Origin of the sequence: Marinomonas alcarazii (genome assembly GCF_003208215.1) — a bacterium.
GTDB classification, from domain to species: Bacteria; Pseudomonadota; Gammaproteobacteria; order Pseudomonadales; family Marinomonadaceae; genus Marinomonas; species Marinomonas alcarazii.
In genome coordinates, this window is the sequence record NZ_QKLW01000001.1 from 834,124 (window position 1) to 860,073 (window position 25,950).

25 protein-coding genes are annotated in these 25,950 nt (G+C 42.2%); 14 read left to right on the forward strand and 11 right to left on the reverse strand.

All coding sequences use genetic code 11. The features are described from left to right. The first annotated feature begins 51 nt into the window (after nucleotides 1–51). Nucleotides 52–624, forward strand: coding sequence for an elongation factor P-like protein EfpL (gene efpL, locus DFP75_RS03645; protein ID WP_110572312.1), 573 nt, complete (start codon nucleotides 52–54; stop codon nucleotides 622–624). A gap of 90 nt (nucleotides 625–714) precedes the next feature. Here the strand turns inward: efpL and trmJ are convergent, their stop codons facing one another. The 4 genes from trmJ to DFP75_RS18660 are packed head-to-tail and all read right to left on the reverse strand — an operon-like array spanning nucleotide 715 to nucleotide 5,276. After that, on the reverse strand, nucleotides 715–1,497 hold the full coding sequence (gene trmJ, locus DFP75_RS03650; RefSeq protein ID WP_110572314.1) for a tRNA (cytosine(32)/uridine(32)-2'-O)-methyltransferase TrmJ: 783 nt from the start codon (nucleotides 1,495–1,497) through the stop codon (nucleotides 715–717). A gap of 40 nt (nucleotides 1,498–1,537) precedes the next feature. Beyond that, complete coding sequence (locus DFP75_RS03655; protein WP_110572316.1) at nucleotides 1,538–2,839, reverse strand: J domain-containing protein; 1,302 nt, start codon at nucleotides 2,837–2,839, stop codon at nucleotides 1,538–1,540. A gap of 54 nt (nucleotides 2,840–2,893) precedes the next feature. After that, the gene (locus DFP75_RS18655; RefSeq protein WP_342767489.1) at nucleotides 2,894–4,675 is read right to left on the reverse strand and encodes an EAL domain-containing protein; all 1,782 of its coding nucleotides are present in this window, start codon (nucleotides 4,673–4,675) and stop codon (nucleotides 2,894–2,896) included. Further along, nucleotides 4,569–5,276: a 7TM-DISM domain-containing protein gene (locus DFP75_RS18660; RefSeq protein ID WP_281270044.1), complete on the reverse strand. Its 708-nt coding sequence runs from the start codon at nucleotides 5,274–5,276 to the stop codon at nucleotides 4,569–4,571. Before DFP75_RS18660 ends, DFP75_RS18655 begins: the two co-directional genes overlap by 107 nt. Before the next feature lie 297 nt (nucleotides 5,277–5,573). Here DFP75_RS18660 and moaC point away from each other — a divergent pair, with 297 nt between their 5' ends. The 3 genes from moaC to DFP75_RS03675 are packed head-to-tail and all read left to right on the forward strand — an operon-like array spanning nucleotide 5,574 to nucleotide 6,753. Next, on the forward strand, nucleotides 5,574–6,056 hold the full coding sequence (moaC, locus tag DFP75_RS03665; protein ID WP_110572318.1) for a cyclic pyranopterin monophosphate synthase MoaC: 483 nt from the start codon (nucleotides 5,574–5,576) through the stop codon (nucleotides 6,054–6,056). Further along, nucleotides 6,049–6,303 (forward strand): MoaD/ThiS family protein, encoded by a 255-nt coding sequence (locus tag DFP75_RS03670; RefSeq protein WP_110572320.1) that lies wholly within the window; start codon nucleotides 6,049–6,051, stop codon nucleotides 6,301–6,303. Before moaC ends, DFP75_RS03670 begins: the two co-directional genes overlap by 8 nt. Next, nucleotides 6,304–6,753, forward strand: a complete 450-nt coding sequence (locus DFP75_RS03675; RefSeq protein ID WP_110572322.1) for a molybdenum cofactor biosynthesis protein MoaE — start codon at nucleotides 6,304–6,306, stop codon at nucleotides 6,751–6,753. 70 nt (nucleotides 6,754–6,823) lie between these two features. On the opposite strand, the gene DFP75_RS03680 is transcribed toward DFP75_RS03675, so the two are convergent. Beyond that, entirely contained in the window at nucleotides 6,824–8,071 is a 1,248-nt protein-coding gene (locus tag DFP75_RS03680; RefSeq protein ID WP_110572324.1) for a tyrosine-type recombinase/integrase, read from the reverse strand. A gap of 331 nt (nucleotides 8,072–8,402) precedes the next feature. Between DFP75_RS03680 and DFP75_RS03685 the strand changes: the two genes are divergently transcribed. Continuing rightward, nucleotides 8,403–8,669, forward strand: a complete 267-nt coding sequence (locus DFP75_RS03685) for a hypothetical protein (protein ID WP_110572326.1) — start codon at nucleotides 8,403–8,405, stop codon at nucleotides 8,667–8,669. 50 nt (nucleotides 8,670–8,719) lie between these two features. Beyond that, nucleotides 8,720–8,998, forward strand: a complete 279-nt coding sequence (locus tag DFP75_RS03690) for a hypothetical protein (RefSeq protein ID WP_110572328.1) — start codon at nucleotides 8,720–8,722, stop codon at nucleotides 8,996–8,998. A 56-nt stretch (nucleotides 8,999–9,054) separates the two neighbouring features. Here DFP75_RS03690 and DFP75_RS03695 read toward each other — a convergent pair whose 3' ends face one another. Next, complete coding sequence (locus DFP75_RS03695; RefSeq protein WP_110572330.1) at nucleotides 9,055–10,476, reverse strand: M48 family metallopeptidase; 1,422 nt, start codon at nucleotides 10,474–10,476, stop codon at nucleotides 9,055–9,057. Between the two features lie 34 nt (nucleotides 10,477–10,510). On the opposite strand from DFP75_RS03695, the gene DFP75_RS03700 reads away from it, so the two are divergent. After that, nucleotides 10,511–10,756, forward strand: coding sequence for a sulfurtransferase TusA family protein (locus tag DFP75_RS03700; RefSeq protein ID WP_110572333.1), 246 nt, complete (start codon nucleotides 10,511–10,513; stop codon nucleotides 10,754–10,756). Nucleotides 10,757–10,768: 12 nt separating this feature from the next. Continuing rightward, entirely contained in the window at nucleotides 10,769–11,830 is a 1,062-nt protein-coding gene (locus tag DFP75_RS03705) for an AI-2E family transporter (protein ID WP_110572335.1), read from the forward strand. A gap of 86 nt (nucleotides 11,831–11,916) precedes the next feature. Here the strand turns inward: DFP75_RS03705 and DFP75_RS03710 are convergent, their stop codons facing one another. Then, nucleotides 11,917–13,542, reverse strand: coding sequence for an alpha-amylase family glycosyl hydrolase (locus DFP75_RS03710; RefSeq protein WP_220032612.1), 1,626 nt, complete (start codon nucleotides 13,540–13,542; stop codon nucleotides 11,917–11,919). Nucleotides 13,543–13,732: 190 nt separating this feature from the next. Between DFP75_RS03710 and DFP75_RS03715 the strand changes: the two genes are divergently transcribed. Further along, nucleotides 13,733–14,884, forward strand: a complete 1,152-nt coding sequence (locus DFP75_RS03715; RefSeq protein ID WP_110572337.1) for an MFS transporter — start codon at nucleotides 13,733–13,735, stop codon at nucleotides 14,882–14,884. Nucleotides 14,885–14,889: 5 nt separating this feature from the next. Here DFP75_RS03715 and DFP75_RS03720 read toward each other — a convergent pair whose 3' ends face one another. Continuing rightward, nucleotides 14,890–15,771, reverse strand: coding sequence for a LysR family transcriptional regulator (locus tag DFP75_RS03720; protein ID WP_110572339.1), 882 nt, complete (start codon nucleotides 15,769–15,771; stop codon nucleotides 14,890–14,892). Nucleotides 15,772–15,864: 93 nt separating this feature from the next. On the opposite strand from DFP75_RS03720, the gene leuC reads away from it, so the two are divergent. The 4 genes from leuC (at nucleotide 15,865) to asd (ending at nucleotide 20,258) form a co-directional block, all read left to right on the forward strand. Continuing rightward, a complete protein-coding gene (gene leuC, locus DFP75_RS03725; RefSeq protein ID WP_110572341.1) occupies nucleotides 15,865–17,292 on the forward strand; it encodes a 3-isopropylmalate dehydratase large subunit in 1,428 nt (475 codons plus the stop codon). A gap of 9 nt (nucleotides 17,293–17,301) precedes the next feature. Next, the gene (leuD, locus tag DFP75_RS03730) at nucleotides 17,302–17,952 is read left to right on the forward strand and encodes a 3-isopropylmalate dehydratase small subunit (RefSeq protein WP_110572343.1); all 651 of its coding nucleotides are present in this window, start codon (nucleotides 17,302–17,304) and stop codon (nucleotides 17,950–17,952) included. 29 nt (nucleotides 17,953–17,981) lie between these two features. Further along, on the forward strand, nucleotides 17,982–19,061 hold the full coding sequence (leuB, locus tag DFP75_RS03735) for a 3-isopropylmalate dehydrogenase (RefSeq protein WP_110572345.1): 1,080 nt from the start codon (nucleotides 17,982–17,984) through the stop codon (nucleotides 19,059–19,061). A 78-nt stretch (nucleotides 19,062–19,139) separates the two neighbouring features. After that, entirely contained in the window at nucleotides 19,140–20,258 is a 1,119-nt protein-coding gene (gene asd, locus DFP75_RS03740; protein ID WP_110572347.1) for an aspartate-semialdehyde dehydrogenase, read from the forward strand. Between the two features lie 79 nt (nucleotides 20,259–20,337). Here asd and DFP75_RS03745 read toward each other — a convergent pair whose 3' ends face one another. Continuing rightward, a complete protein-coding gene (locus tag DFP75_RS03745) occupies nucleotides 20,338–21,093 on the reverse strand; it encodes a DUF3307 domain-containing protein (protein ID WP_110572349.1) in 756 nt (251 codons plus the stop codon). Then, a complete protein-coding gene (locus tag DFP75_RS03750) occupies nucleotides 21,086–21,736 on the reverse strand; it encodes a sigma-70 family RNA polymerase sigma factor (RefSeq protein ID WP_110572351.1) in 651 nt (216 codons plus the stop codon). The genes DFP75_RS03745 and DFP75_RS03750 overlap by 8 nt, the downstream gene beginning before the upstream one ends. A gap of 539 nt (nucleotides 21,737–22,275) precedes the next feature. On the opposite strand from DFP75_RS03750, the gene hpf reads away from it, so the two are divergent. Further along, the gene (gene hpf / locus DFP75_RS03755; RefSeq protein ID WP_110572353.1) at nucleotides 22,276–22,668 is read left to right on the forward strand and encodes a ribosome hibernation-promoting factor, HPF/YfiA family; all 393 of its coding nucleotides are present in this window, start codon (nucleotides 22,276–22,278) and stop codon (nucleotides 22,666–22,668) included. Between the two features lie 187 nt (nucleotides 22,669–22,855). On the opposite strand, the gene DFP75_RS03760 is transcribed toward hpf, so the two are convergent. Beyond that, complete coding sequence (locus DFP75_RS03760; protein ID WP_110572355.1) at nucleotides 22,856–25,657, reverse strand: bifunctional aconitate hydratase 2/2-methylisocitrate dehydratase; 2,802 nt, start codon at nucleotides 25,655–25,657, stop codon at nucleotides 22,856–22,858. Nucleotides 25,658–25,950: the final 293 nt, after the last annotated feature.

Sequence of the window (25,950 nt, forward strand, 5' to 3'; positions counted from 1 at the left end):
ATTTAATACCCATTTTTATTTTTATAGAACGTAATTTTAGGACGAAGAAAAATGCCTAAGGCAAGTGAGATCAAAAAAAATGTTGCCATTAGTTATGACAACAAAACATACATTGTAAGGGATATTGAACGCTCTGTACCTCAGGGGCGTGCTGGCGGCAGTCTTTACCGCATGCGCATGTACGATGTTGTAACGGGGCGTAAACTGGATGAAACATTCAAAGACTCCGATATGATCGATCTGGCCGATCTTGTTCGTCGTCAATCGATGTTTTCATACTCTGATGGCGACGAATATGTTTTCATGGACAACGAAGACTACACGCCATACAGCTTGAATAAGAGTGCAATTGAAGAAGAAATTCTGTTTGTTAATGAAGACACTGTTGGTATTCAAGTTGTTTTGGTTAACGATGCACCTGTTGCTATCGAGTTACCTACGAATGTTGAGTTAGAGGTTGTTGAAACGGATCCTTCTATCAAAGGCGCTTCTGCAACGTCACGTAACAAGCCAGCTAAATTGTCGACTGGTGCGGTTATTCAAGTGCCAGAACATATTTCTACTGGTGACCGTATTAAAGTTAACGTTGAAGAGCGTAAGTTTGCCGGTCGCGCTGAAAAGTAAGACTTTCAGTTCTTGTGAAAGAATATAAAAAAATGCAGCCAATTGGCTGCATTTTTTGTTTTAGCGAATCTTGATTAAAAAGCCGTATGCTTATTCTTTGTTAGTAGAATCCTTTAATGCGTCTTTGGCTTTTTTCTCTGGGTGGTTGTTGGCTTCGGTTAAACCTGCTTCACGTTGTACGGCGGCCAGTACACCTCGTAAAATCCCCAATTCTTGTTTCTCAGGGCGAGAGCGATTGAAGAATCTATGCAGCTTGTCTAAAACCTTACCCGGATGGTTACGAATGATGAAGTTGATGCCATAAAGGGTCTCTTCTAAATGATCATAGAACAAATCCATGTCTTTTTTGTGCGGGTATTCAGGCGTTTCTTTTTTGTAGTTCTCTTTGTTTTGGTTTGCCATCCAAATTTCATAAGCCACTATTTGTACAGCCTGTGAAATGTTCAATACAGGGTATTCATCATTCGCATCGATATAAACTTGGCGGTGACATTGGGCGATTTCATCGTTTAGCAAGCCCGTTGTTTCACGACCAAATACGATAGCAACATTGTGATTAACCGCTTCAGGAATAACGCTTTCAGCACATTCACGCGCATTCATGATAGGAAGTTGGAAGGTGCGATGACGAGCACTGGTCCCGATGACAAGGCTACAGTCAGCAATGGCTTCTTCTAGCGTGTCAACGATAGTGGCGTTTTCTAATAGGTCAACAGCGCCAGCAGCTCGACTGGTGGCTTCTTCCGATGGGTAGTCATTTGGATCAACCAGATAAAGATTGGTTAAGCCCATGTTCTTCATGGCTCGGGCAATCGCACCGACGTTGCCAGGATGGAAGGTGTTGATTAGTACAATTCGGATGTTACTTAGCATGGGTCGTGAAGTACTCAGGGTTATTTGTCAGTTAGGATAGTTATGGCTTTAGTGTGAGCGATTGCTCTGTGCTAGCAAAATCGACATTTTCTAAGATGACTTTGCTTGTGTCATTAAATATGAATTGATTACAGGCGTGATGATACAGTGAACCGGTCTCTAACACCAATCGGTAGTTGCCTCTTGGGATGTAATTTGCGGCATAAGCTTGTTTTCCATACAAGTAGATGGAAAAGGGCGCTTGCCCATCGTATGACTCAAAAGTCAGTATGCTGTGCTCTGGCAATTGGTTAAGAATACGCAGTCGGCTGCTGCCTTCTGCTTTACCAATTAACTCACCGTGTTGCGGGGCAATCCCAGGCTGGCCGATGCAGCCTGTTTGCATAGCGTGTTGCACATTGCCATAACCAATATTTTTGGTTTGAACCCAGCCATTGACACCTTGAAAGCGTACAGTCAACCAATCACCTTGGAGTTTTATTCCTAGCAAGTCTGCATTGGTTGGTATGGTTTTTAGGATGGCACTGGATGTATCTGGTTCGGCATAAAGCGTTGTATTGGTAAGTGTATAGCCAGGCCCAACGCGGAATTGAGGATACAGGCCGCTTACATAGGTTGCTGTTTGCGGTGATGGTGTTGCTTTTTCCTTGGAAGATTGCCAATAGAGCGTGGCATATATTCCGGCGGCGAAACAAGCGATATAAGTTGCAGCTCGAAAGGCCGCTTTTGCAGCATCTAATCGAATAGGTCGGCTGACAGGTGTGCTTTGTTGAGTGCTCCCACTTTGATAATCGTCGTCATCGTCTACAAAAGATTGGTAAGGCGGTATGTCTGACTTTTCATCATTTGGGCTATCTGTGTAGCTGTAGCCTTGTGAGGTGAAATTTTTAGAGGCTTTGAACGCCTCTTCATAGAGCGCCTTAACGCGTTTTTCTTTGAGCGTGTTTCGCGCGGCTTTAATCGCTTCATTACGGGTTTTCTCGTGATGAGCATTGTTACGCTTCATTTCTTCGTAAGCACGCTGTCGCTCTTTGATGAAGGCTTCTTGTTCTTTGTCTGTCGCTTTCGAAAAATTGGAATAACGGTTTTTTGCGCCAGAGCTGTAGGTATTTTCGCTTGTAAAGCTAAAGGGCTTCCAGTCATTGACTAAGGCGCCTTGGCGAATAGCGCTGATGACATTCTCATAGGACGTTTGAAGCCTTATAAATAACTCTGTGGTGTCTGTATCTGGATTTTTATCGGGATGATAACGCCTTGCTAAACGTCTAAATGCGGCTTTTGCCTCCTGCTCACTGGCACTGGCGGGGATGTCCAGTAATTGATAGTCGTCTTTTAGGCTCATGGGATTTTGGTTACTTACCGTTTTATATCTAGGAAAGAATAAGTGTATGACGCATTATGCACGATTTACAGGCTCTGACAAAGGCAGATCTTTTTCCGCTAACAAGGCAAGGTACTCAACTGGCGTCATAGGGCGGTACAAGTGGTAACCTTGTCCAATTTGGCAGCGCCATTGTCGCAATAGTTGCAATATGCCTTCGGATTCAATCCCTTCCGCTACGCTTGTTATGTCAAGCGCTTTGCTCAGGTCGATCATGTTACGGCATAAAATTTGACTTTGCGGATCATTCAATAAGTTCATCACGAAAAATTGATCTATTTTTAATTCGTCTGTTTCTAGAGCGACTATATTTTGCATTGAACTATAGCCTACACCAAAGTCATCGATGGCAATTTTAAAGCCAGCATTATGGAGTTGTTTAACATTGTTATGAACAATTGTGTTGTTATCAAACACACTGGTTTCTGTGATTTCTATGGTAAATTTTTGTGCTTCTAGTTGATGCTTTGTCACACTCGTTACCATTCGACGAGCAAAACCTTCTTGCAATAGATCAAGCGCTGAGATGTTAATAGATAAATATTGATTAGCCACTGCTTGTGGATTTGCAGAAGCCCAAGAAAAGACCTTTTCAATCAGCATGTCTGTGAGCTTGTAAATTAAACCTGTCTGCTCGGCTAGGGGGATAAATTCACTAGGGGAAACTTGACCTAGGTATTGGTTGTGCCAGCGAATCAATACTTCACCGCCAACAAGGCTCTGGTTTGTTAAATTGACCTGTGGTTGGATGTCGAAATACAACTTTTCATGCTCAATGTCGTTCGTGAGTAAGGTAATGAGGTTGAGCTGATGGGCATGATTATTTTTTACATTGTCTGTAAAGGCGGCCCAATTCCCCGATGAGTATGTGACAGACTGACTTGCTGTAAGGGCATTTTTATAGAGCGTATTCAGATCATGACCTTGTGAAGGGTAAAGAGCCGTACCAATTTTATATTGGGGTCTAAAGTGTATTCTATCTAGCTGTGTGGGGTTATCTAAGACCCGTTGTAAATCGCGAATGAGCTCTTTTAAATAGGTAGGCTCGGTGCTGATTACTACTAGGTGGGTTGCAGTAAGTCGAATAAGCTTTTTGGTACTCTTGTTTGGAAGAGGAAACGACATTAGACCTGTAAATTTTATTAACTGGTGATGAATATTGCTGATTGCTTCACCAATGACAGAGTCGGCTTTCACAGGGCCTAAAGCTTGGCTTAATGTTTGATGATTACTCATATCAATCATAATAAGGGCAAGCTCATGAGCGTCCTTGTCAGACTCTTTTAATAACTTGGGTAACTGATCGAAATAGTAGGCTCGGTTTGGTAAACCTGTTGTTATATCTGTGATGGCATGCAGTAATCGATTTTGCTCAATGTGTTTTGCCTTATCGGCAAACGCAAATGAAAACCCCAGTAACTGTAATATGCATGCGATGGGGAGGATTGATTCAGTAATGAGATTGATAGGTAGAATTTTCCAGAAAATCAACGTATTTAAGATGCTGCCAGCGATCAGAAAGAGCCAAGAAAATAAATAAAATCGTACAGCTGTAAAGCCTTTTAGATAGGCTTTGATTCCCCAATATAAGCATATAATTAACATAAACAATTCTAGCCCAGCAAAGAACAAGGCTGAGGATTTGACTGAGATGAATTGTGTTGCAACCAAAAAGGTAATGAATAAGACATCACCGTATTGTCTTATCAGTGACTTTCGTGAAGGAATTTGCACTTCTTGAAGGAATTTGCACTTCTTGAAGGAATTGCACGGTAAATCGGAAAAGTATCCAAGCACCAATGCCAAAAACGACGAATAAGTTATTGATTAGCCATTGGCTAATCGTTTCCGAAAATATCCACCGATTAAAGCCCGTAATTATCGATAACGCGAGGAATATGACGACATTCAGCCCAAGATAGTAGATAAATCCTGGTTGCCTTAGTAAGACAAACACAAAGACATTGTGCGCCAGTAAAATCCCCAAGCTGCTAATAATAAAAGTCCAAAATAACAATTTTTGTTCTTTTTTCTGTGCGGCTTTTTCACTATCAAACAGTTTGAAAGGAGTTAGTAGGGGGCTGTTGCCCTGCTTTCTAACCAATAAGGTGGTTACTTCATCAGGTGAAAGAGTAACGGGTATCCAAATTCCATCGTATTTTTGTTGATCATCTTGCCAGTTATCCAGCGCGCCTCTTTTCCAATGCTGCTTAAGGGTGTCGCCATGGAAAAGGAAAAAATCTAGGTGTTCAATAACGTAGTAATTCAAGTTAAGGTAAAACGAAGGCTGCGAGCTTGGAGCGTCGCCTATTGGAAAAGACAACTTATGCCAATAAGCTTGGTTTGAAAAATGTTGCGACGGCTCGTAGTGGCTGGTTTCAAATTCGGTTGAAAACAATGCCTCTTGTGCTGAGAGTGGATATGTTTCTTTTAACGTCGGGAGGGTTTTATCAATCCTGATCTCTTCATTCGAAATAGCTGTCAGAGGTGCGCATAAGAGCGTCGTTAGTAGGACAGATAATAAAATTCGCCTAGATACCATTCCGTTCGATCCTATTTTACTAAAACGACGACGTTATTAATTCATTATATAGGCCTTTTTATGATGGCTTTGCTGCATCTTTTCTTGCAATCGTAAGGGCTTTCTTAAAATATAGGCGACATTTCAAATTTATGTACACTGTTTAGGATTTTTATGAGCGATAAACTTACCCATTTGGATCATCAAGGCCATGCCCACATGGTGGATGTCTCAGATAAGGAAATTACTAAGCGTACAGCGACGGCTCAGGCTATTTTGCTTATGCAGCCTAGTACCTTGATTAAGGTTATTGAAGGGGGGCTGCCAAAAGGAGATGTACTGGCAACGGCTCGTATTGCTGGCATTCAGGCCGCTAAGAAGACCTCTGACCTGATACCGTTATGTCATCCGTTGATGTTAACCAAGGTAACAGTGGACATAAATGTTGCGAGTGACTGTGAGTTAGAAGTGTTGTGCACTTGTTCACTGTCCGGCAAAACTGGCGTGGAAATGGAAGCATTGACCGGCGCCAGTGTCGCTGCATTGACGCTTTATGATATGTGCAAAGCCGTTGATAAAGGTATCGTAATTCAGAACGTGTCTTTGCTAGAAAAGAAAGGCGGAAAAAGCGGTAATTGGAGTAAAGCTAATGTCTAAGGTAAGAGTGGTTTTTTTTGCCTCGTTAAGGGAAAGAATTGGTCATAGTGAGTATATGACTGAGTTAGACGCCCCTTTAAGTATTGCTGAGCTCAAGCAACAATTAGCATCTGAATTAGATAAAGGTCAGGCATTACTTGAAAAAGGCATTCAAGCTTCAATTGACTTCGAATTCGCAAGAGATGCGGATCTTGTACTCAAGGACGTAAATGAAGTGGCTTTTTTTCCACCCGTTACTGGAGGTTAAATGATTCTGGTACAAGAAAACGATTTTGATGTTGATGCTTTATACAAAAGCCTATTAAAAGCCAATAAAACGGGTGCTGTTGCCATGTTTGTTGGCCTAGTTCGTCAGTTTGCTGATGACCCAGAAGAAGATTCAAGCTTTGAGCTGGAGCATTATCCTGGCATGACCGAGCATAACTTGCAGGCAATTGTCAATGAAGCGTATTCTCGATGGCCTCTTTTGGACGTTTGTGTAGTGCATCGTGTTGGTCGTTTAAAAGTGGATGATCAAATTGTTTTTGTTGGCGTGAGTGCATCACATCGAGCTGAAGCGTTTCAGGCATGTGACTTTATTATGGACTATTTAAAAAGCAGAGCCGCTTTTTGGAAAAAAGAGTCTAAAGGCAATGAAAGTCATTGGGTAGAGGCCAATATTAAGGATGAGAAAAGCTTGGAGCGTTGGTCAAAATAGTTTGTGTTAAACAGAAAAGACGAACAAGGCCCCTCTAAGAGGCCGTGTTCGCCTTTTTGGGCTCTAGTCTTTAATGTGGTCGCAATGCTTTTTTACGGCCACTAGCATGGCGCTCTCGATATTCTGTATCAATGTATTTATCGGTTGTTGCCATACTCGCGTGACCGGCGTCTTCTCTAACGTGTTCCTTTGGTCGTGTTTTTACATCTTCAGAGATTCCCGTATGGCGTAACCAGTGAACGGTTGCAACTCGAAGGTCATCAGCATCAGCTCTCATTCCATCCTCGCACATTCTTTCGTAGGCTTTATCAAAGCAGGACTGCACGATATTACGCACTTGTCTAGAGCTGGTCATGGCACCTTGACCACGGTTTTTAGGAATCAATGGTGTGTTTTCTGCAATGGTTGGTAGCAAGGGTAAATCTCGGAATTGTCGGTAACGTATTAATGCCTTCAACATCTCATCCGAGACGGCTACCAGTCGTTCCTTGTTTCCCTTAGACAATACTTTAAACCACCAATGCCCATCAGAGTCTTTAATGAAATCTCCCATCACGGGCGCTGATCTTTCATCCGCAACCAGTTCGGAAATTCGCAAATACATACCAAGTAAGGCATTCATAATAAATAGGGTGCGTTCGTGCTGAGCAGGGTCTTCCTCTGCGAGCATTTCAGCAGTTTCAATCACGTAATCCCATTGCAGATTTGAAATTCTTCGTACTTGTTTACGAGTGACTTCTTTTTTGACGAATTTACTTTTTTGGCGAATCAGCGCAACAGGGTTTTGTTGGGCGGCGTCTTCTTGCATTAAAAAACCATAATAAGACGACAGGATAGAGAAGGTCGCACGAATGGCCGCTTGCGAAAGTGAGTGCTGCTTGGTTTGAGGTGATTCACCGTTTTTAAAATCCAATTTACTTACATGAGCCACAAAGGGACGCCAATCGTTGTTAGGTACCCTTGCGCCCATGTGTAGTTTAAAGCGTGCCACATTCTTGGTACCAATCCAGCTTTCCGGTGGGCTAATACAAAAATGGATAAACTCTTCAATCTGATCGCGTCTTAACTCGATAGAAGGACATTTGGCTATGTTCCATGACCAAAGCAGTAGGCGTTCGACTTCTCTGCGGTAGGAGTTAAAGGTTGCCTTAGAACCGTTATAGCTATAAATAAAGCACAAAGCGAGTTGTAGGTCTCGACGATATTCCGGCTCAGTAAGATGAGGGGTATTTTTTGATAAGTCGGCCGCAATACTTTCAAACTGAGTAAAGGGGTTCGGCAAATGTTCCAAATTATCAATTAAAGCAAGAGGTATCATAATCGTTCACATCTAAATATTAGTCTTAGGTTAACAAAAAATTCGATATATCCCTACTAATTTGTGTTGCAGATAAGGCGTGCACATCACATTGGTTGTAATATTTGTCTATTTTCTCCTTATTTGGTGTTTTTTTAATCATATTTATCTGTTTTATACAGATTTGATGTGATTTTTAACGAATCTTGCGTGTATTGAGTCGTATTTGGAACAAAGGTGGAAGAGATCGGCTACCCCTTTTTAATTTCCATGAAAGGACTATTATAAATTTATCGAAACGCAAAACGATTTAAATCTTAAATATAAAACTTACTCTCAAAAGGAGATTAATATGAAAACATTTACTAAAACATCTTTGGCACTATTAACTGCAGCGGTAATGACAACATCTGCATTTGCTAATGATACTGTTGAAGAGCGCCTACAAAGTGCTAAAGGTAGTGTAGAAGCATTGGGTACTACATTAGAAAATATGGGCGCTGATGTGGATACTAGCGTTGATTTAAGCGGTGCATATACGTTTAGCCAAAAAGCCGCTGTTTATAACGCTAAACATGCTGAGCTTCAAGAGCAGTTTAATAACCTTAACGCTCAGTAATAGTTCACACTAATACTATCTTAACGAATATCTATTTTAAGGAGTTAGCTATGAATAATGTAAATCGTGCAATACTCGCTCTCGTGACAACTTCTGCTTTGGCGACATCTGCTTTTGCAGCAACTGAGTCGTCTTACGAACGTCTTCAAAGTGCAAGAGGTAGCGTAGAAGCTCTTTCTGTCACCCTTGAAAACATGGGGGCTGACGTTGATTCAAGTGTGAACCTAAATGGTGCTTACACAAACGAGCAGAAAACTTCAGCTTACCAAGCTAAACACGCAGAGCTTCAAGCTCAGTTTAATGAGTTACACGCACAATCTGCAGAATAATGTATCGTTATTTATAAAAAAGCCAAACATTAGTTTGGCTTTTTTTATGCTTATAATTAATCAAAGTTATCATCTATTAAATCTTCTTGTTTTTCTGCCTCAATAACTCTTTCAAATAATGCCTCTGTTTTTAAAATGGTATTTTTCTCATTTTCAGAAGCGTCATTTTTAGCTCTCTTAATCAAGAAAAGTGCCGCTTTTTCTTTTCCTTGGCTGAAATCTAAAAGGGCTTTGTAATGCAGTGCCATTGTAAGATTATTTACGGACTGATAGTACTGAATATTGGCGCGCCACATTAGTCTTTTTTCATAAAGATAATTTGAATCAATAGTGTTAGGTTTAGTCTGCGTTAGTTGTGAGTTAAGCATTGAAAATAATATGTCATTTGGCGCTAACGCTAGTCTATCTTGTATGATTTCGAGTCCTTTTTCTTTTTGCTTTGCCTGTGTGTGGCTCAGTGCTTTAAGATAATCTGAAAAGCCATTTGAATTTTCTATCTTATTTAAAAATACAAGAGCACGCTCGGGTGACTGTATCAAGTAGGAGAATAATGCTTTCGCAAAATTTTGGGCGTCAGCATATTGGATGTTTTGATCGAGATAGGTATAAGGGTTGTCTTCGATGCCTGCTCTGTAGGCGAGTAGGCTGGCGCGAAAGTATTCGAATTCACCGTTTGTTTTTTGACTTAGAATGGTTTTCTTTGTGTCGGTGTTAAACGAATCGGACAGTCGTGTGTTTGGTGATGGATGTGTGGAGAGAAATTCTAGTTTTGGGCGACCTAGTGCTTTCTTAAAGAATGCTTGGAATAACTTAGACATACCATCAGGAGCCAATCCAGCATTATTTAAATATTCCTGCCCGCGTCGATCGGCTTCTTGTTCTTGGTTACGGCTGTAAGTTAAAGTATTTTCTGCTTGGTTCGCTATTCCACCAAGCCAAAGCGCTGTCGTCGCATCAGAGCCTGCTCCAGCTAGCGCTGCAGCAAGCCCAGCTCCTAACATAGCTAATGTTTTTTGCAGCTCTTGCCCTGAGTTTCTTTGTTGTCGTTCATAATGTCTTAGCTCTAAATGAGCGACTTCATGGGCAAGAAGCCCAAGCAGCATGTCTTCGCTAGTGATCATCTCCATAATATCTGAATAGATAAAAAGGTGGTTGCCAGGGATAACAAAAGCGTTGCTTTGTGAGCTATTTAATAGCGTCATTTCAACTGTAGTGTTGTATAAATTCGTCTGTGGAAGTATGCGTGAAAGTGTGTCTTTCAGGTAGTTGTAGGCCGGTGGGAAATCGATAAGTGCGCGGCTACCATTAAGCTTCCTAAACCAAAATTGCCCCAAAATATACGAGGGGTTAGATAAGGATCTTTCGTCTTTGTTCGCTTCCAAGTCAGGGATGCTTGCTTGGCTCACGCAAGATAAAGTGCTTGTAAAAACAATGGCTAAGATAGCAAAGCTTGTTGTAACGTTTGGAAATAGTCTCATAATACGGCTAATGCATTTATTGGAAAATTATAAAATGACAGTCAATCTAGAGAATCAGTATGACGTAATCTTGGATGCAAGAGAAGATCGTTGTCCCATGCCTCTACTCAAAGCCAAAATGGCGTTAAGTAAAATGGCCAAAGGTGAGTGTCTTTGTGTGAAAACATGCGACGCTGGATCTTTGAAAGATATTCCTCAGTACGTAGCTCTGGTTGGTTTTTCTTTACTGTCAACTTCAGAAGACAGTAATGTATATACCTTTGTGATTCAAAAAAGTTAAAACGGATCTGATATGTTTAAAATTGTAGACACGCTCATTAAGCGATATTTCTCAAATGAAGAAGTTGTGGTCTTTCTGCTTTTATTAATTTCTGCAGTATGTGTGTTGGCATTTTGGGGCGGAATTTTTGCTCCTATTTTAATTGCGATTGTGTTGGCGTTCTTGCTACAAGGCGTTGTTGAACGATTACAGCGGATAGGCCTTGGTCATACGCCTTCAGTCTTCATTGTCTTTTTTACCTTTTTAACCTCATGCAGTGTGTTTATCGGCGTGATGGTGCCGATCGTTTGGCGTCAGGCTGTGCGATTGGTTCAGGATGCGCCAAGAATGTTCACGGTTATTCGTAATGAGGTGCAGCAATTTGCGGAAGGGCACAGCGAGTTAGTAAGTCAATCAGCGATAGATGAGATAACGAACTCCTTGGCCAATGAGTCCGCAAGCCTTGGTCAGTGGCTTGTTTCCTTCTCTATTTCAAGTATTCCTTCGATGTTTGCTGTGGTGATCTATGTCGTTTTAGTGCCTTTAGTGATGTTTTTTCTGCTAAAGGACCAAGAGCGAATTTCTAATTATTTAACATCTTGGTTACCGAAAGAAAGAAGAATGATGCGCAACATCGCTCACGAGATGAATGACCAAATAGCCAATTACATACGTGGTAAATTCATCGAAATGGTTGTCGTTGGCGTTATTTCTTACTTAGTATTTTTGTTCTTCGGATTGAAATATGCGGAGCTACTTGCCTTGCTGGTTGGTCTATCTGTTTTAATTCCTTATATTGGTGCGGCGGCTGTGACGATTCCTGTGGTCCTCGTGGCGTTTTATCAGTACGGAACACAGAGTGAGTTCATTTATGTGGTGGTTGCTTACCTAATTGTTCAGGCATTAGATGGAAACGTACTTGTTCCCTTGCTTTTTTCAGAGGCGGTGAACTTACATCCATTGGCTATTATTGTTGCTGTATTGTTTTTCGGTGGCATTTGGGGGTTTTGGGGCATATTTTTTGCGATCCCCTTGGCAACATTAGTGAAAGCAATTATTAACGCTTGGCCAAATCAAGAGCAGCTTTCTTCTTAACCGCCTTTAATGATGGTTTAAAATCCCGCTCTATTTAGTTAGTAGCGGGATTTTTTTACCCAAGGTTCTATGTTCAAGAAGCGAAGTTAATCGAGAATAGAGGCCAGTAAAATACTAAATGGAGGAAGTATGATTGTACCGCCATCTACGTACCCACTTTGTATGGCCTCTGGTAAAGTGATCGGCGATAAAGTGAATTCAACCGGTAAAATGATATCTTGTTCTGCGGTATTGATGGCCACATAGATGCATTTCCCTTTATAACGGCGGACGAAGGTGAGGGTGGTTTCATCGTTGTATAAAAACTCGATATCGCCATAGCGCAGCTCTGGATGGCTTCGTCTAATGTGCAGAAAATCACGATAAGCGTGCAATACAGAGTGGCGATTACCTTCTTGTTCACTTACCGCCATAGAGCGTTGGGAATCTGCAATAGGCAACCAAGGTTGAGCTGACTGAGTGAAACCTCCTAATGCTTCATTTTTCCATGGAATCGGTGTTCTGCAGCCATCTCGTCCTTTAAATTCAGGCCAAAAAGCGATACCAAACGGATCGACCAATTGATCAAATGTGAGTTCCGCTTCCGGCAATCCAAGTTCTTCACCTTGATATAAACAAACACTACCGCGTAAGGTTAATAGCATCGCCATGTATATTTTGCCTTTGGCTACCATGTCGTGGTTTTTTCCCCATCGACTTACCACACGCTCTACGTCGTGATTGCCAATTGACCAGCATGGCCATCCATCACCTAATCCTGCTTCTATCGTTTCCATGGTATTACGAATGTGCGTCATTGAGGAATCATGGGTCAGTAAGTCGAATGAATAGCACATGTGCAGTTTATCTTTGCCTTGCGTGTACGCAGCCATGGTTTCTAAGGCAAAATCACAGCCGACTTCACCTACTGTGGTGGTATTTGGGTATTGATCGAGCAAATGGCGTAAACGTTTTAAAAAAGCGATATTTTCAGGTCTTGATTTATCATATATATGTAGCTGGTACGCATATGGGTTGTCGAGTCGGACACCGATACTGCCTTCAATGACCTCTTCTTTAGGCGGGTTATTTCTAAACTCTAAATCATGGTAATAATAGTTAGCCGTATCTAGACGGAAGCCATCAACACCTCGTTTAAGCCAAAACTCAACGGTATCAAGTAAAGTATCGACGACCACGGGGTTATGGAAATTCAGGTCTGGTTGGCTGTCTAGGAAGTTGTGTAGGTAATACTGCCTACGACGGCTGTCCCAATGCCAGGCAGGGCCACCAAAAACAGACAACCAATTATTAGGAACTGTGCCATCAGGCTTAGCGTCAGCCCAAACATACCAGTCGGCTTTGTCATTGTTGCGACTGTTTCTTGATTCAACAAACCACGGGTGTTGATCTGAACTGTGGTTTAGCACTTGATCGATCATAACTTTAATGCCGTGATGATGTGCGGAGGCAACCAACTCATCAAAATCAGCCAAATCACCAAAAATAGGATCTATCCCGCAGTAATCCGATACATCGTAGCCAAAGTCTTTCATGGGAGAGGTGAAAAAAGGAGACAACCAAATAGCATCGACGCCAAGAGAGGCGATATAACTCATCTTCGCTGTTACACCGGGAAGATCGCCTATACCGTCGTTATTTGAGTCAAAGAAACTGCGGGGATAAACCTGATAAATTACTGCGCCACGCCACCACTCTTGATCGTTCATCATAATTCTTCTCTCTAAAATAGGGATGATTGGGTCTAAGCGTTAACAGAATTTATTAGATTTATAGAGGATTAGTTCCATTCTCTGTCGTGCTTTTTTTCTATAATTCCAGCATACTCAAACATTATTAGTTATGCATAATATTTTATTGTCTTGATTGATAATTATCTTATTTGCACCCCATGGAGACATGATGTTTTCTGAAAAATCACGCCCTATAGCTTGGCCTTTATTCTTTTTTTACTTTTTCTTCTGTGCGGTTGTCGGTGTCATGATGCCCTATATTTCGATGTACTATAAATCGATAGGTTTAAGCGCATCTGAAATCGGACGTTTGATGTCTACTTTTACCTTGTCCGGTATTTTAGTGCCGCATTTCTGGGGATGGCTAACTGCCAAAGTTGGTTTACCAAAACGCACGCTGCAATTAGGGATTTTAGGCTGCTTCATTGCAGTGCTTCCGTTTAATTGGAGCGATCAGTTTGAAACCTTATGGCTTCTTACTTGTACGATGGCGCTGTTTTATTCTGCTCTTATACCAATGACCGATTCGTTAACGGTGAGAAGTATTCGCCACCTTGACGTGCCTTACACGCGATTAAGGGCGGGTGGTTCGATCGGTTATGTTTTTGCAGTCACCAGTGCAGGGTTTTTAATTGGCAAGTTTGGCACTGCGGTTGTTATTCCTACCATGTGTGTCTTTATGGGGCTTGCTGTCGTCACTTCTTTCTTTTTGAAAGAGCAGGCTTATGAAGTTAATCAACAAAAGGCGACTACGTCTTTTTTCTCACTGCTTAAACATCCAGAGTCGTTGCTGTTTTTTGGTCTGGCCTTTTTAGCCTTTATGTCTCACGCGCCTTTTAATGTCTTTTTTGCTGTGCACTTATCCAATTTTGGCTATAGCGGTGAGCACATTGGATTGCTGATGGCGTTGGGTGTGGTCATTGAGATTTTCTTGTTTTTATTTTTTGGCAATACCATTAAACGATTTGATGTGGTCCATGTGATTATACTGTGTTTTGTGTGCGGTATTGTTCGCTGGGTGTTAATTGGCTGGTTTGCTTCTGTAGTATGGGTCGTTATTTTTACCCAGCTGCTGCATTGTGTAACCTTTGCTTTATTTCACATGGTTTCTATTGAGCAAATACGCCGCCTTTTTCCTGAGCGCTTTGCTGGCCAAGGCCAAGCAATGTACAGCGCATTTGCTATTGGCTTAGGCGGTGGACTTGGAATGGTTATCACAGGTTATCTTTGGGAATGGTTAGGCGGTGCCTGGGTTTTCACCTTGGCCGCATGTGTAAGTGCTTTGGCACTGACCATTCTTGTTATCAGTCAGCGTCGTTAAAGGAATTACAAACTGGAGCTGTCGCTTTTTAGCAATTCTATAAAAGCGATGGCTGCGCGGCTTAATGTACGTTGTTTGTGATGAATAACACCAAGCATTCTTTCGACGTTGAGGTCTGGTAAATTCAAAACAACGAGCCTGTCATCAACTAATGTTGACGGAAGTAGAGACCACCCCCAACCAATATTAACCAGCATTGCTAAGGTTTCTAGATTATTAGTATTCATTCTTACTTGCGGCTTTAACCCTTGTTTACCAAACGCTTGCTCGGCAATTTGTCGTGTGAAGGTGTTTTTATTAGGTAATACGCAAGCATGTTGCGCCAAATCCATTAAACTGACATGGCGATAAAGTGCGAGAGGGTGGTCTTTACTGACCACACAAGTCAGCGGATCTGACCAGATTGGCAAAGATTCAATAAGAGGGTTTTCTTTATTCGATAAGGTGATAATCCCTAATTCAGCTCGGCCTTTCAAAACATCTTGGTAGGCTTCTTCAGATTGCACAAATTCAATTTCCAACTGCGCGCTAGGGTAATCTTGTTGAAATCGTTTGAGAGATTTAGGTAAACGGTGCAAACCAATATGATGACCTGTAGAAATACGCAATTCACCACTTACGTCTTGCATCTGTAATGTCATGCTGCGCTTGATGTCTTGCAAGTCTTCAGCCATTTTTCTCGCTTTGGGCAACAGGCGAATACCTGCTTCAGTTAATTGTACTTGCCGGCCAATGCGATCAAAAAGTTTTACCCCAAGGCTGTTTTCAAGCGAGGCAACTCGTTTACTAACAGCAGGTTGGGTGACGAAAAGTTGATCTCCAGCTTCTGAAAAAGAGCTGGTTTCGGCGACTTTTATGAAAGTCAGCAGTTCGGCAATGTCAATCATTCCAAAAAATTATCCAAAACATGAAAAATATGAATTTGAGTAATTTAAGCCAAAGTTTTAGGATAGCGCAATAGATTTCTGAGGAGAGAACTTATGTCAGCGAAAACCCTTTATGACAAGTTGTGGGATAGCCACCTTGTTCAGCAACGAGATGACGGTAGTGCATTGATTTATATCGATTTGCAGCTACTTCATGAAGTGACATCACCACAAGCATTTGAAGGGCTTCGATTGGCTGGGCGTAAGCCTTGGCGCGTGTCTTCAAGTTTAGCAACGCCAGACCATAACGTGCCTACGACCAAAAAAGAGCGTATTTCTGGTGTCGATGGTATTGAAGACCCTGTTTCTAAGATCCAAGTAACGACTTTGGATGATAACTGTAACGAATTCGGCATCACTGAATTCAACATGAAAGATATTCGCCAAGGAATCGTACACGTTGTTGGGCCAGAACAAGGTGCGACGCTTCCTGGTATGACAGTGGTATGTGGTGATTCTCATACTTCTACCCATGGTGCTTTTGGTGCTTTGGCGCATGGTATTGGTACGTCAGAGGTTGAGCACGTATTGGCAACTCAATGTCTAGTGCAGAAGAAAAGCCGTAACATGCTTGTTCGTGTTGATGGTGAATTGTCACCATGGGTATCTGCTAAAGACGTCGTTTTGGCCATTATCGGTGCGATCGGCACTGCAGGTGGTACGGGTTATGCCATCGAGTTTGGTGGCACAGGTATTCAATCTTTGTCTATGGAAGGTCGTATGACGGTCTGTAACATGGCCATTGAAGCGGGCGCTCGCGTTGGTTTGATCGCAGTGGATGAGACGACAATTGAATACGTTAAAGATCGCCCTTATGCGCCAAAAGGCGAGCACTGGGATATGGCGGTAGAAGCATGGAAAGATCTTGTTTCAGATAAAGATGCGCAATTTGATGAAGTGGTAGTGATTAAAGCCGAAGACATCAAGCCGCAGGTTACCTGGGGAACATCACCTGAAATGGTGATCGCGATTGATGAACCTATTCCACGTGCAGAGGACCAAAAAGACCCTGTGAAAAAAGAGGGCTATGCTCGTGCTTGGAAGTACATGGGTCTTGAAGGCAAAACCATGTTGTCGGATGTTGTTCTAGACCGCGTTTTCATCGGTTCTTGTACAAACTCACGCATTGAAGATCTGCGTATTGCCGCTCAAGTGGTTAAAGGCCGTAAAGTGGCACCGACTCTAAAACAAGCGATTGTTGTTCCGGGTTCAGGCTTAGTAAAAGCGCAAGCGGAAAAAGAGGGTTTGCACGAGATTTTCGAAGCGGCTGGATTAGAATGGCGTGAGCCTGGTTGCTCTATGTGTTTGGCAATGAACGCTGACAAACTAGGGGCTGGTGAGCATTGTGCGTCTACTTCGAACCGTAACTTTGAAGGTCGTCAAGGTTTTGGTGGTCGTACGCATTTGGTTAGCCCAGCAATGGCCGCGGCAGCAGCGATTGCAGGTCACTTTGTTGATGTTAATGAGTTTGTTAAACACTAGGAGAACAGTATGCGTCCTTTTACTAAACATACAGGTCTAGCCGCTCCTTTGGATTTGGCGAACGTTGATACTGATATGATCATTCCAAAGCAGTTCTTGAAATCCATCAAGCGAACTGGCTTTGGTAAAAATTTATTTGATGAGCTTCGTTATGAAGACGAAGGTCAGCCAGATCAAGATTGCTCTGGACGTCCTTTACGTAAGGATTTTGTGTTGAACCAAGATCGCTACCAAGGTGCGAGTGTACTATTGGCTCGTCAGAACTTTGGTTGTGGCTCTAGCCGTGAACACGCCCCTTGGGCGTTAGATGATTACGGATTTCGCGCAATTATTGCTCCAAGTTTTGCTGACATCTTTTATAACAACTGTTTCAAAAATGGTTTATTGCCTATTGTCTTGCAGGCCGAAGAAGTGGATCAATTGTTCGCTGAAGTTGCATTACGCGAAGGTGCTGAAGTGATTGTCGATCTTGACAACCAAACAGTTACGTCACCTTCCGGTGCGACATTTGAGTTTAACGTCGATAATTTCCGTAAGCATTGTTTATTGAATGGTTTGGATGATATCGGCTTGACGCTACAGCAAGATGCAGCGATTCGTCGCTATGAAGAAAAACGCATGAATGAGGCGCCGTGGCTGTTCTTGTCACGTGGTCAGTAAACTCAAGATATAGGTTTTAAGGATTTAACATGACTAAGAATGTATTGGTATTACCGGGTGACGGTATTGGTCCAGAAATCGTAGCGCAAGCGGTTCGTGTATTGGATGCGGTGAATGAACAGTTTTCATTGAATATTAAGCATGAAAGCGCGTTGGTTGGAGGGTCAGCTTATGACGAAACGGGCTCTCCATTACCAGAAGAAACATTAGCGAAGGCAAAAGCGGCAGACGCGATTTTACTTGGTGCAGTTGGTGGACCTAAGTGGGACAAATTAGACATGTATGTTCGCCCTGAAAAAGGCTTGCTTGGTTTACGCTCTAATCTTGAATTGTTTTCAAATCTGCGTCCTGCAATCTTGTATCCGCAGTTGGCTGAAGCCTCTAGTTTGAAGCCGGAAATTGTTGCCGGTTTGGATATTCTGATTGTTCGTGAACTAACAGGTGGCATTTATTTTGGCCAACCTCGTGGTATTCGTACGCTAGAGAATGGTGAGCGAGAAGGCTTTAACACCTATGTTTACAACGAATCTGAGATTCGTCGTATCGGTCGTTCTGCTTTTGAGGCGGCTCGTCAACGTGGTAAACGTGTATGCTCAATTGATAAATCCAACGTTCTTGAAGTAACGGTTCTTTGGAAAGAGATCATGGAAGAAGTAGCAAAAGAGTATCCAGACGTCGAATTGACTCATATGCTAGTAGATAATGCTGCTATGCAGCTTGTTCGGGCACCAAAACAGTTTGATGTAATGGTTACTGGCAATATGTTTGGTGATATCCTTTCTGATGCCGCTGCGATGTTGACAGGCTCAATTGGTATGCTACCTTCTGCTTCTCTGAATGCTGAAGGTCGTGGTATGTATGAACCATGTCACGGTTCTGCGCCAGATATCGCGGGCCAAGGAATTGCGAATCCTCTAGCGACCATTTTGTCTGTTGCTATGATGTTGCGATACTCTTTGGATGCAAAAGACGCGGCTGATGCGATTGAAGCAGCGGTAAGTAAGGTTCTAGATTTGGGTCTAAGAACGTCAGATATAGCATCAAAAGGGTGCGAAACTGTTAGTACGCAAGCCATGGGTGATGCCGTGCTAGCAGCATTAAAAGCCTAATATCATAACGATATTGGGCATTCATTAGGGATACTGCTCTTGGTATGAGTGGCCCCACAAAAAAAGGTAACGTTAACCATGTCAAAACAAACTGTAGGTTTAGTCGGATGGCGCGGAATGGTCGGTTCCGTGTTGATGCAACGCATGATGGAAGAAAAAGACTTTGATCATATTGATCCAGTGTTTTTCACTACATCTCAAACGGGGCAGAAAGGTCCAGAAATTGGTAAAGATATTCCATTACTTCAAGATGCGAGCGATATTGAAGCATTGAAGAAGATGGATGTAATTATTACCTGCCAAGGTGGGGATTATACCAAGGCTATTTACCCTCAGTTGCGTAATGCTGGTTGGACGGGTTACTGGATCGATGCGGCATCTTCTTTGCGTATGGAGAAAGATGCCATCATTGTACTTGATCCTGTTAACTTGGATGTTATCAAAAAAGGTTTAACGACTGGCGTTAAAACCTTTGTTGGTGGTAACTGTACTGTAAGCTTGATGTTATTAGCGCTAGGTGGGTTGTTTGAAAAAGGTCATATCGAATGGATGACCTCTATGACTTACCAAGCCGCTTCTGGTGGCGGTGCTCGTCACATGCGTGAGTTAATCAATCAAATGGGTATGTTGCAAGATTCTGTTGCAAGTGAACTTGCCGATCCAGCGAGTGCTATTCTAGAGATCGATCGTAAAGTCGCTGAAACAATGCGTTCTGGAAATCTGCCAACAGATCAGTTTGGTGTACCTCTAGCAGGCTCTTTGATTCCTTACATTGATAGTCAGCTGGATAACGGTCAAAGCCGTGAAGAGTGGAAAGCGCAAGCGGAAGCAAACAAAATCCTTGGCATTGATGGAAAGCCTATCCCTGTTGATGGTCTGTGTGTGCGTATCGGTGCAATGCGTTGCCATAGCCAGGCGTACACGATTAAACTTAACAAGGACATTCCTGTTGCGGATATTGAAGGTCTGCTTGCTGAGCACAATCAGTGGGTTGATGTTGTACCAAACGATAAAGAAGCAACAATGCAGCGTCTAACGCCAACGGTCGCTACTGGCACGCTTGGTATTCCTGTAGGCCGTATTCGTAAGCTGAACATGGGGCCTGAATACATCAGTGCTTTCTCAGTAGGGGATCAATTGCTATGGGGTGCTGCTGAGCCACTACGTCGTATGCTACGCATCCTAATCGAAGACTAATAACTGTTTTCAAATAACGCCTAAAAACCCGCTGTAAGCGGGTTTTTTTATGGCATAACGAAACAGGGGAGGCAATAAGTTAGCTGATGTCTATGTCTAAGCTGAGTATCACGAGTATGCCTATCAGAGTTGTTATAACAACGGACACTAACGATCCAATTAGCATGTATTCAGCCATGCTTCGATCGTTTGATTTATTGAGTTCGCCAAATCTGAAGATTGATTTGGCCGCTAATACAAAGCCTATAGCGGCGTAGCTGCCTACTAGCGTGAAAGTTAATATCAATATTCGTTCTAGATACCCGATTAATTCACCGCCAGCAACCAAGCCGTTAACATTTTCTTCTTCGCTCCCTGAAATTGGATACTTGCTTAAAATGCAGCCGATTGTGACTGAGGTTGGCTTGAGTATTAGCAAGTAAGCAAAAGTTATCAGGATGATTTCTGGCATCTGATCATGCTGTAGTAGTTCAGTAATGTTGATGCTGTCAGTGACGTAAAAAACCGTAGAGATCAACACCAGTACATGCAATATTTGATCAATGGCAAAGCGTGAAAAGGCGTCGCCTTTGGTTGTACTGACTTTCCATAGATCGATGATGAAATGAGTAATGGTAACGATCGTGATGATACTGGCGATGTTAATCCACTCGATCTTTAGGATTAACGAAGGAATGAGTAAGGCCACGCCATGTAAAATCGAATGCAAATAGAGCCTTGGTGATTTGATTTTTTTCTCTTTTTTTTCCTCTATCCAATGCTTTGGTTGAAGGTAAAAGTCACAAAGAATATGGATCAGTAAAAATGATACGAGTAGGCTGGTAAAATCAGTCATCTTTAAGCCCTGTTACTTGGTTTATAAATAGACTATTTAGCTCACTTATCAGTGGCCAGCCTGATGCTTTCAGTGATTTGCTGGCTGTCGCTGTTGCAATGTCGAGTTTATCTGCAAGCTCGCTCACAGACAAACCTTCTTGATTTCGTAGCATGGGAACTAATACTGCACATTGTCGCGAGGTTAACTCGGTGATCTGTCTATCCAAGTATTTGAAGAGTAGATCAAAGCGTTCTGTGAGTTCGGCATGTTCCGATTGGAAAGTGAAGCGGTCGCTTTTCAGGGCTTTTAATCCCCGGCCAGATAAAACAAAAGCTTCTCCCATTGACTCCGATACTGAGCTGCGTAAGTCCGCGTTAGAGGCAATAGCAAAGCTAATGCGACTGTCAAAGGCTTTGCCAAGGGATTTAATGCCGATCCGATAAAGAATCGCATATCTGAGTGCATTTTGAATGTCATGCACGACCGTCTGAAATTCATCTCCGCGCTCAATGCTGTGGAGGTTAGAGGTGTTCCCTTCAGTGATCCACGTTTGAATTTCTTTAACTCGTTGTAGTAATTGTTCGAATTCATCGGAAGTGAGTTTGGTCGAGTTAATGGCATCACCGCTTATCACGGCAATGGGTTTGATTGTCTGCTTCATGCGCTGTTCCCTCTAGTTCGTCAGAGTAATTTAGCCGTTTATGACTAAAAACACAAATTTAGCCTAAAATGGCTAATTAATGCTTTTTAGCTATTTATGGCTAATAAAAAAGTACGCTTCTCGATTTCGTGGTGGTGATTAGTATTTTTTATACGCTTATGTGTAGAAGTATAGAAATTCGTCTCTCAATTGTTTCTGGGACTGCTACACTGATTTAATGAGGCAAGTGGCTTGCGTCAATAGCGGCGCTTTTCATGATGAAACTAAAGCTTGCTATAGGGAACAAAACTAATTACTTTATCAATATCGCATCGAAATAAATTTTCTGTAGAAGATTTATGGTATTGATATATAAAGTATTTAAGGGTGTTGAGTCGGTTTTTTTGATTGCTGTGTTTTGTTCATGATCTTGAGCAAGTATTTACACTCTAGGCATTGAAATAAAACGATATCACCCATAGATTATAAGTAAGAGCAGCAGAGGAGAAAGAAGACTTAAGTTAATAAAAAAACTGACTAAAATAGAAGGATAATTCTCTATGTATACATTGAATATTAGCGGTCACCACGTCCAATCTGGTGAAGAAGTTCAAGAAGTAGTAAAAGAAAAAATGGATCACTTGGCACGTATCAATAATCAGATTACGACCATTAAAGTGATACTAAACACAGAGAAGCATGAGATTCATGAATTAATAGTGGAAGCCAGTGTTCATATTCCTGGTCATGATCTTTTTGCAACGGTTAAAACCGATAAACAACTTAAGCCGGCACTTGACCTTCTGGTCGGTAAGCTAGAGAAGCAACTAATTAAGCACAAAGCGAAGCATGCAGGACGACAACATCATATCAATGCCAAAGATGTAGAAAGTCCTGTAGAGCAACAGTTACAAGCAGAGTTTGATGAACTGGTAGAACGAGAAGTTATTTAGTAAATCAACCTTTCTAGGATAAGCCTCGCATAGCGGGGCTTTTTTGTTTTTGTCGAATTCTGTTATGAGTTTTATCTATCAGGCTGACATAAAAATGCCGCTGCTACTTTATAAGTTTGGCCCTTGGGCTCTTATAGAATAGGCAGCGGCATTGAATCATATTAACAATATGATCTTATGGCAGAGCTTAAACGTTATTTACTGGAATAAACTCTACTGGAGCCATTGTCATTGCATCAAGCGGCGGCGCGAAGTCCGTTAGTTTGATGCCTGCAACAGAAGCTTTGTATTCTTCCAATGTTGGGAAACGTCCCAAAATAGCAGAAAGTACAACGATTGGCGTAGAGCCAAGCAAAGATTCGCCTTTCTTCTCTTTTGAATCGGCAACCACACGGCCTTGGAACAAACGAGTAGAGGTCGCAATAACTGTATCGCCTGGCTCAGCTTTTTCTTGGTTACCCATACACAAGTTACATCCAGGGCGCTCCAAATACATAATGTTTTCGTATTTAGTACGAGCTTCGCCTTTAGGTTTAGCATCATCAAATTCGAATCCAGCGTATTTCTGCAGGATATCCCAGTCACCTTCAGCTTTTAACTCATCAACAATATTGTATGTTGGTGGAGCAACAACTAGAGGCGCTTTAAAGGACACACTGCCGTTTTGTTTTTCAAGGTTACGCAACATCTGAGCGATGATTTGCATGTCGCCTTTATGAACCATACAAGATCCAACAAACGCTAAATCAACAGGCTTATCTTTGTAGTAAGAAACTTGGCGAATCACGTCATGAGTGTAACGCTTAGAAGCATCATCGTTGTTTACGTCTGGATCGGCAATCATTGGTTCAACGATTTCATCAAGATCGACGACAACTTCTGCATAGTAGTGAGCGTTGTTATCAGGTACTAGGGCAGGTTGCTCGCCAGAAGTAATACCAGCAATACGCTTGTCAGCAAGTTCAATTAAGCCATGTAGTGTTTTGGCTTCATTTTCCATGCCTTTATCAATCATGATCTGAATGCGTTTTTTCGCAAGTTCAAGAGATTGAATTAGCGTCTCATCTTGAGAAATACAGATGGAAGCTTTCGCTTTCATCTCAGCAGTCCAGTCAGTAAAGGTGAACGCTTGGTCTGCCATCAGTGTACCGATGTGCACTTCGATGACACGGCCTTGGAATACGTTTTCGCCGCCAAACTGTTTAAGCATCTGAGCTTGAGTAGCGTGTACCACATCACGGAAGTCCATGTGGTTTTTCATTTCGCCTTTGAAGGTTACTTTGACTGATTCAGGAATCGGCATAGTTGCTTCACCTGTTGCCAAGGCAAGAGCAACGGTTCCAGAGTCTGCACCAAAAGCCACACCTTTAGACATACGAGTATGCGAGTCACCACCGATAATGATGGCTGTGTCATCAACTGTAATGTCATTCAATACTTTGTGGATAACGTCTGTCATTGGAGGATAGACGCCTTTTGGATCACGAGCAGTAATCAAACCAAACTTATTCATGAAAGACATCAATTTTGGAATGTTAGCTTGTGCTTTAGAGTCCCAAACAGACGCTGTGTGACAGCCTGATTGGTAAGCGCCATCAACACTTGGAGAAATAACAGTCGCAGCCATAGACTCTAGCTCTTGAGCTGTCATTAAGCCTGTCGTGTCTTGTGAGCCAACGATGTTTACTTTAACGCGAACATCGGAGCCTGCATGCAGTGCTTTCTTAGATTTCACACCGACAGCGTTTTTGTTGAAAATCTTCTCAACAGCCGTTAGACCTTGGTCATCGTTAGAGATTTCTTGCGCTGGAGCGTAGACAGTAGGAGTTGGAATGCCTAGAGTTTCTGCAGCAAACGTTTGTAGTTTCTTACCAAAAACAACAGCGTAAGAGCTACCCGCTTTCATGAACTCAACTTGCTGTGGAGTGAATGCAGAAGAAACATCTACTAGCGCTTTGTCGCCATTGTAAAGTTTTTTCTCTTTGGTATTAATTGTTAAAACTGTACCTGTTTCAACAGAGTAAGCTTGCTCAAGAACAGTATCGCCGTTTTCATCAAGAACCGGCTTGCCATTTTCGTCTACTTTCTTAACCCAGTTTTTCAAGTCAAGACCAATACCGCCAGTAACACCTACCGTTGTCATGAAGATTGGTGAGATACCGTTTGTACCAGCAACAACTGGAGCGTAGTTTACGAATGGAATGTATGGGCTTGCTTGTTGGCCTGCCCATAGCGCCACGTTGTTCACACCAGACATACGAGAAGAACCAACACCCATTGTGCCTTTTTCAGCAATAAGCATCACTTTTGCGCTTGGGTGCTTAATTTGAAGTTCTTTAATTTCTTGCTGCGCTTCAGGTGAAATCATGCACTTACCGTGAAGTTCACGATCAGAGCGGGAGTGTGCTTGGTTACCAGGAGACAGTAAATCTGTAGAGATATCGCCTTCGGCTGCAATGTAAGTTACAACTTCGATCTCTTCACTGATGTCAGGCAGTTTGGTGAAAAATTCTGCTTTAGCGTAGCTTTCAAGCGTGTCTTTAGCTAGTACGTTTCCAGCCTTATAAGCGGATTCAAGGCGTTCCATATCTGCTTCGTATAGGAATACTTGAGTTTTTAGTACCTCAGCAGCAGGAGCGGCAACCGCCATATCGTCAGACAAAGTAAGGTCGATCAAGACTTTAACAGAAGGACCGCCTTTCATGTGGGATAAAAGCTCTAGAGCAAACTCAGGTGTGATTTCTTTCACACTGGATTCACCTAGGATAATTTCTTTAAGGAATTCTGCTTTAACAGCCGCTGCGCTGGTTGTACCAGGCAAGGTGTTGTAGATGAAGTAGGATAGGGAGTCTTCGCGATGTTCATGCCCAGTATCTTTGATTTGAGCAATAATTTCAGTTAATAGATTGCCATCGTCGATAGGTTTAGGGTGCAACCCTTGGCTTTTACGATTCTCTATCTCTTTTAAGTACTCTAAATATAAGCTCATTTGCACCTCTGAATAATAATTTTCGATAAGTTCTGTGCCAATAATTGAGATCAGGTGAGCGGTATTTGCTCTAGAGAAAATAGTACGTTCAACCTCATTATCTCTCCCTAATTAGCGGTTTTATACAGATCGTTTACAGTAATGAAACAGAAAGACTGCCCGTATTCCTATTTCATTTTTATTACGTTATCTGGCATTACGCTTTAAACGGTGACTTGGCTGAATTAATTCAACCAAGTCGGGAACTTCTAAGACCATTTTTTTGATGTGCTTATTTTATAGAAAAAAAGCAC

What these genes read in the sequence shown, in the direction of transcription:
- efpL (WP_110572312.1), top strand. Translation starts at nt 52, where the DNA reads ATGCCTAAGGCAAGTGAGATCAAAAAAAATGTTGCCATTAGTTATGAC.
- trmJ (WP_110572314.1), bottom strand. Translation starts at nt 1,497, where the DNA reads ATGCTAAGTAACATCCGAATTGTACTAATCAACACCTTCCATCCTGGC.
- DFP75_RS03655 (WP_110572316.1), bottom strand. Translation starts at nt 2,839, where the DNA reads ATGAGCCTAAAAGACGACTATCAATTACTGGACATCCCCGCCAGTGCC.
- moaC (WP_110572318.1), top strand. Translation starts at nt 5,574, where the DNA reads ATGAGCGATAAACTTACCCATTTGGATCATCAAGGCCATGCCCACATG.
- DFP75_RS03670 (WP_110572320.1), top strand. Translation starts at nt 6,049, where the DNA reads ATGTCTAAGGTAAGAGTGGTTTTTTTTGCCTCGTTAAGGGAAAGAATT.
- DFP75_RS03675 (WP_110572322.1), top strand. Translation starts at nt 6,304, where the DNA reads ATGATTCTGGTACAAGAAAACGATTTTGATGTTGATGCTTTATACAAA.
- DFP75_RS03680 (WP_110572324.1), bottom strand. Translation starts at nt 8,071, where the DNA reads ATGATACCTCTTGCTTTAATTGATAATTTGGAACATTTGCCGAACCCC.
- DFP75_RS03685 (WP_110572326.1), top strand. Translation starts at nt 8,403, where the DNA reads ATGAAAACATTTACTAAAACATCTTTGGCACTATTAACTGCAGCGGTA.
- DFP75_RS03690 (WP_110572328.1), top strand. Translation starts at nt 8,720, where the DNA reads ATGAATAATGTAAATCGTGCAATACTCGCTCTCGTGACAACTTCTGCT.
- DFP75_RS03695 (WP_110572330.1), bottom strand. Translation starts at nt 10,476, where the DNA reads ATGAGACTATTTCCAAACGTTACAACAAGCTTTGCTATCTTAGCCATT.
- DFP75_RS03700 (WP_110572333.1), top strand. Translation starts at nt 10,511, where the DNA reads ATGACAGTCAATCTAGAGAATCAGTATGACGTAATCTTGGATGCAAGA.
- DFP75_RS03705 (WP_110572335.1), top strand. Translation starts at nt 10,769, where the DNA reads ATGTTTAAAATTGTAGACACGCTCATTAAGCGATATTTCTCAAATGAA.
- DFP75_RS03710 (WP_220032612.1), bottom strand. Translation starts at nt 13,542, where the DNA reads ATGATGAACGATCAAGAGTGGTGGCGTGGCGCAGTAATTTATCAGGTT.
- DFP75_RS03715 (WP_110572337.1), top strand. Translation starts at nt 13,733, where the DNA reads ATGTTTTCTGAAAAATCACGCCCTATAGCTTGGCCTTTATTCTTTTTT.
- DFP75_RS03720 (WP_110572339.1), bottom strand. Translation starts at nt 15,771, where the DNA reads ATGATTGACATTGCCGAACTGCTGACTTTCATAAAAGTCGCCGAAACC.
- leuC (WP_110572341.1), top strand. Translation starts at nt 15,865, where the DNA reads ATGTCAGCGAAAACCCTTTATGACAAGTTGTGGGATAGCCACCTTGTT.
- leuD (WP_110572343.1), top strand. Translation starts at nt 17,302, where the DNA reads ATGCGTCCTTTTACTAAACATACAGGTCTAGCCGCTCCTTTGGATTTG.
- leuB (WP_110572345.1), top strand. Translation starts at nt 17,982, where the DNA reads ATGACTAAGAATGTATTGGTATTACCGGGTGACGGTATTGGTCCAGAA.
- asd (WP_110572347.1), top strand. Translation starts at nt 19,140, where the DNA reads ATGTCAAAACAAACTGTAGGTTTAGTCGGATGGCGCGGAATGGTCGGT.
- DFP75_RS03745 (WP_110572349.1), bottom strand. Translation starts at nt 21,093, where the DNA reads ATGACTGATTTTACCAGCCTACTCGTATCATTTTTACTGATCCATATT.
- DFP75_RS03750 (WP_110572351.1), bottom strand. Translation starts at nt 21,736, where the DNA reads ATGAAGCAGACAATCAAACCCATTGCCGTGATAAGCGGTGATGCCATT.
- hpf (WP_110572353.1), top strand. Translation starts at nt 22,276, where the DNA reads ATGTATACATTGAATATTAGCGGTCACCACGTCCAATCTGGTGAAGAA.
- DFP75_RS03760 (WP_110572355.1), bottom strand. Translation starts at nt 25,657, where the DNA reads ATGAGCTTATATTTAGAGTACTTAAAAGAGATAGAGAATCGTAAAAGC.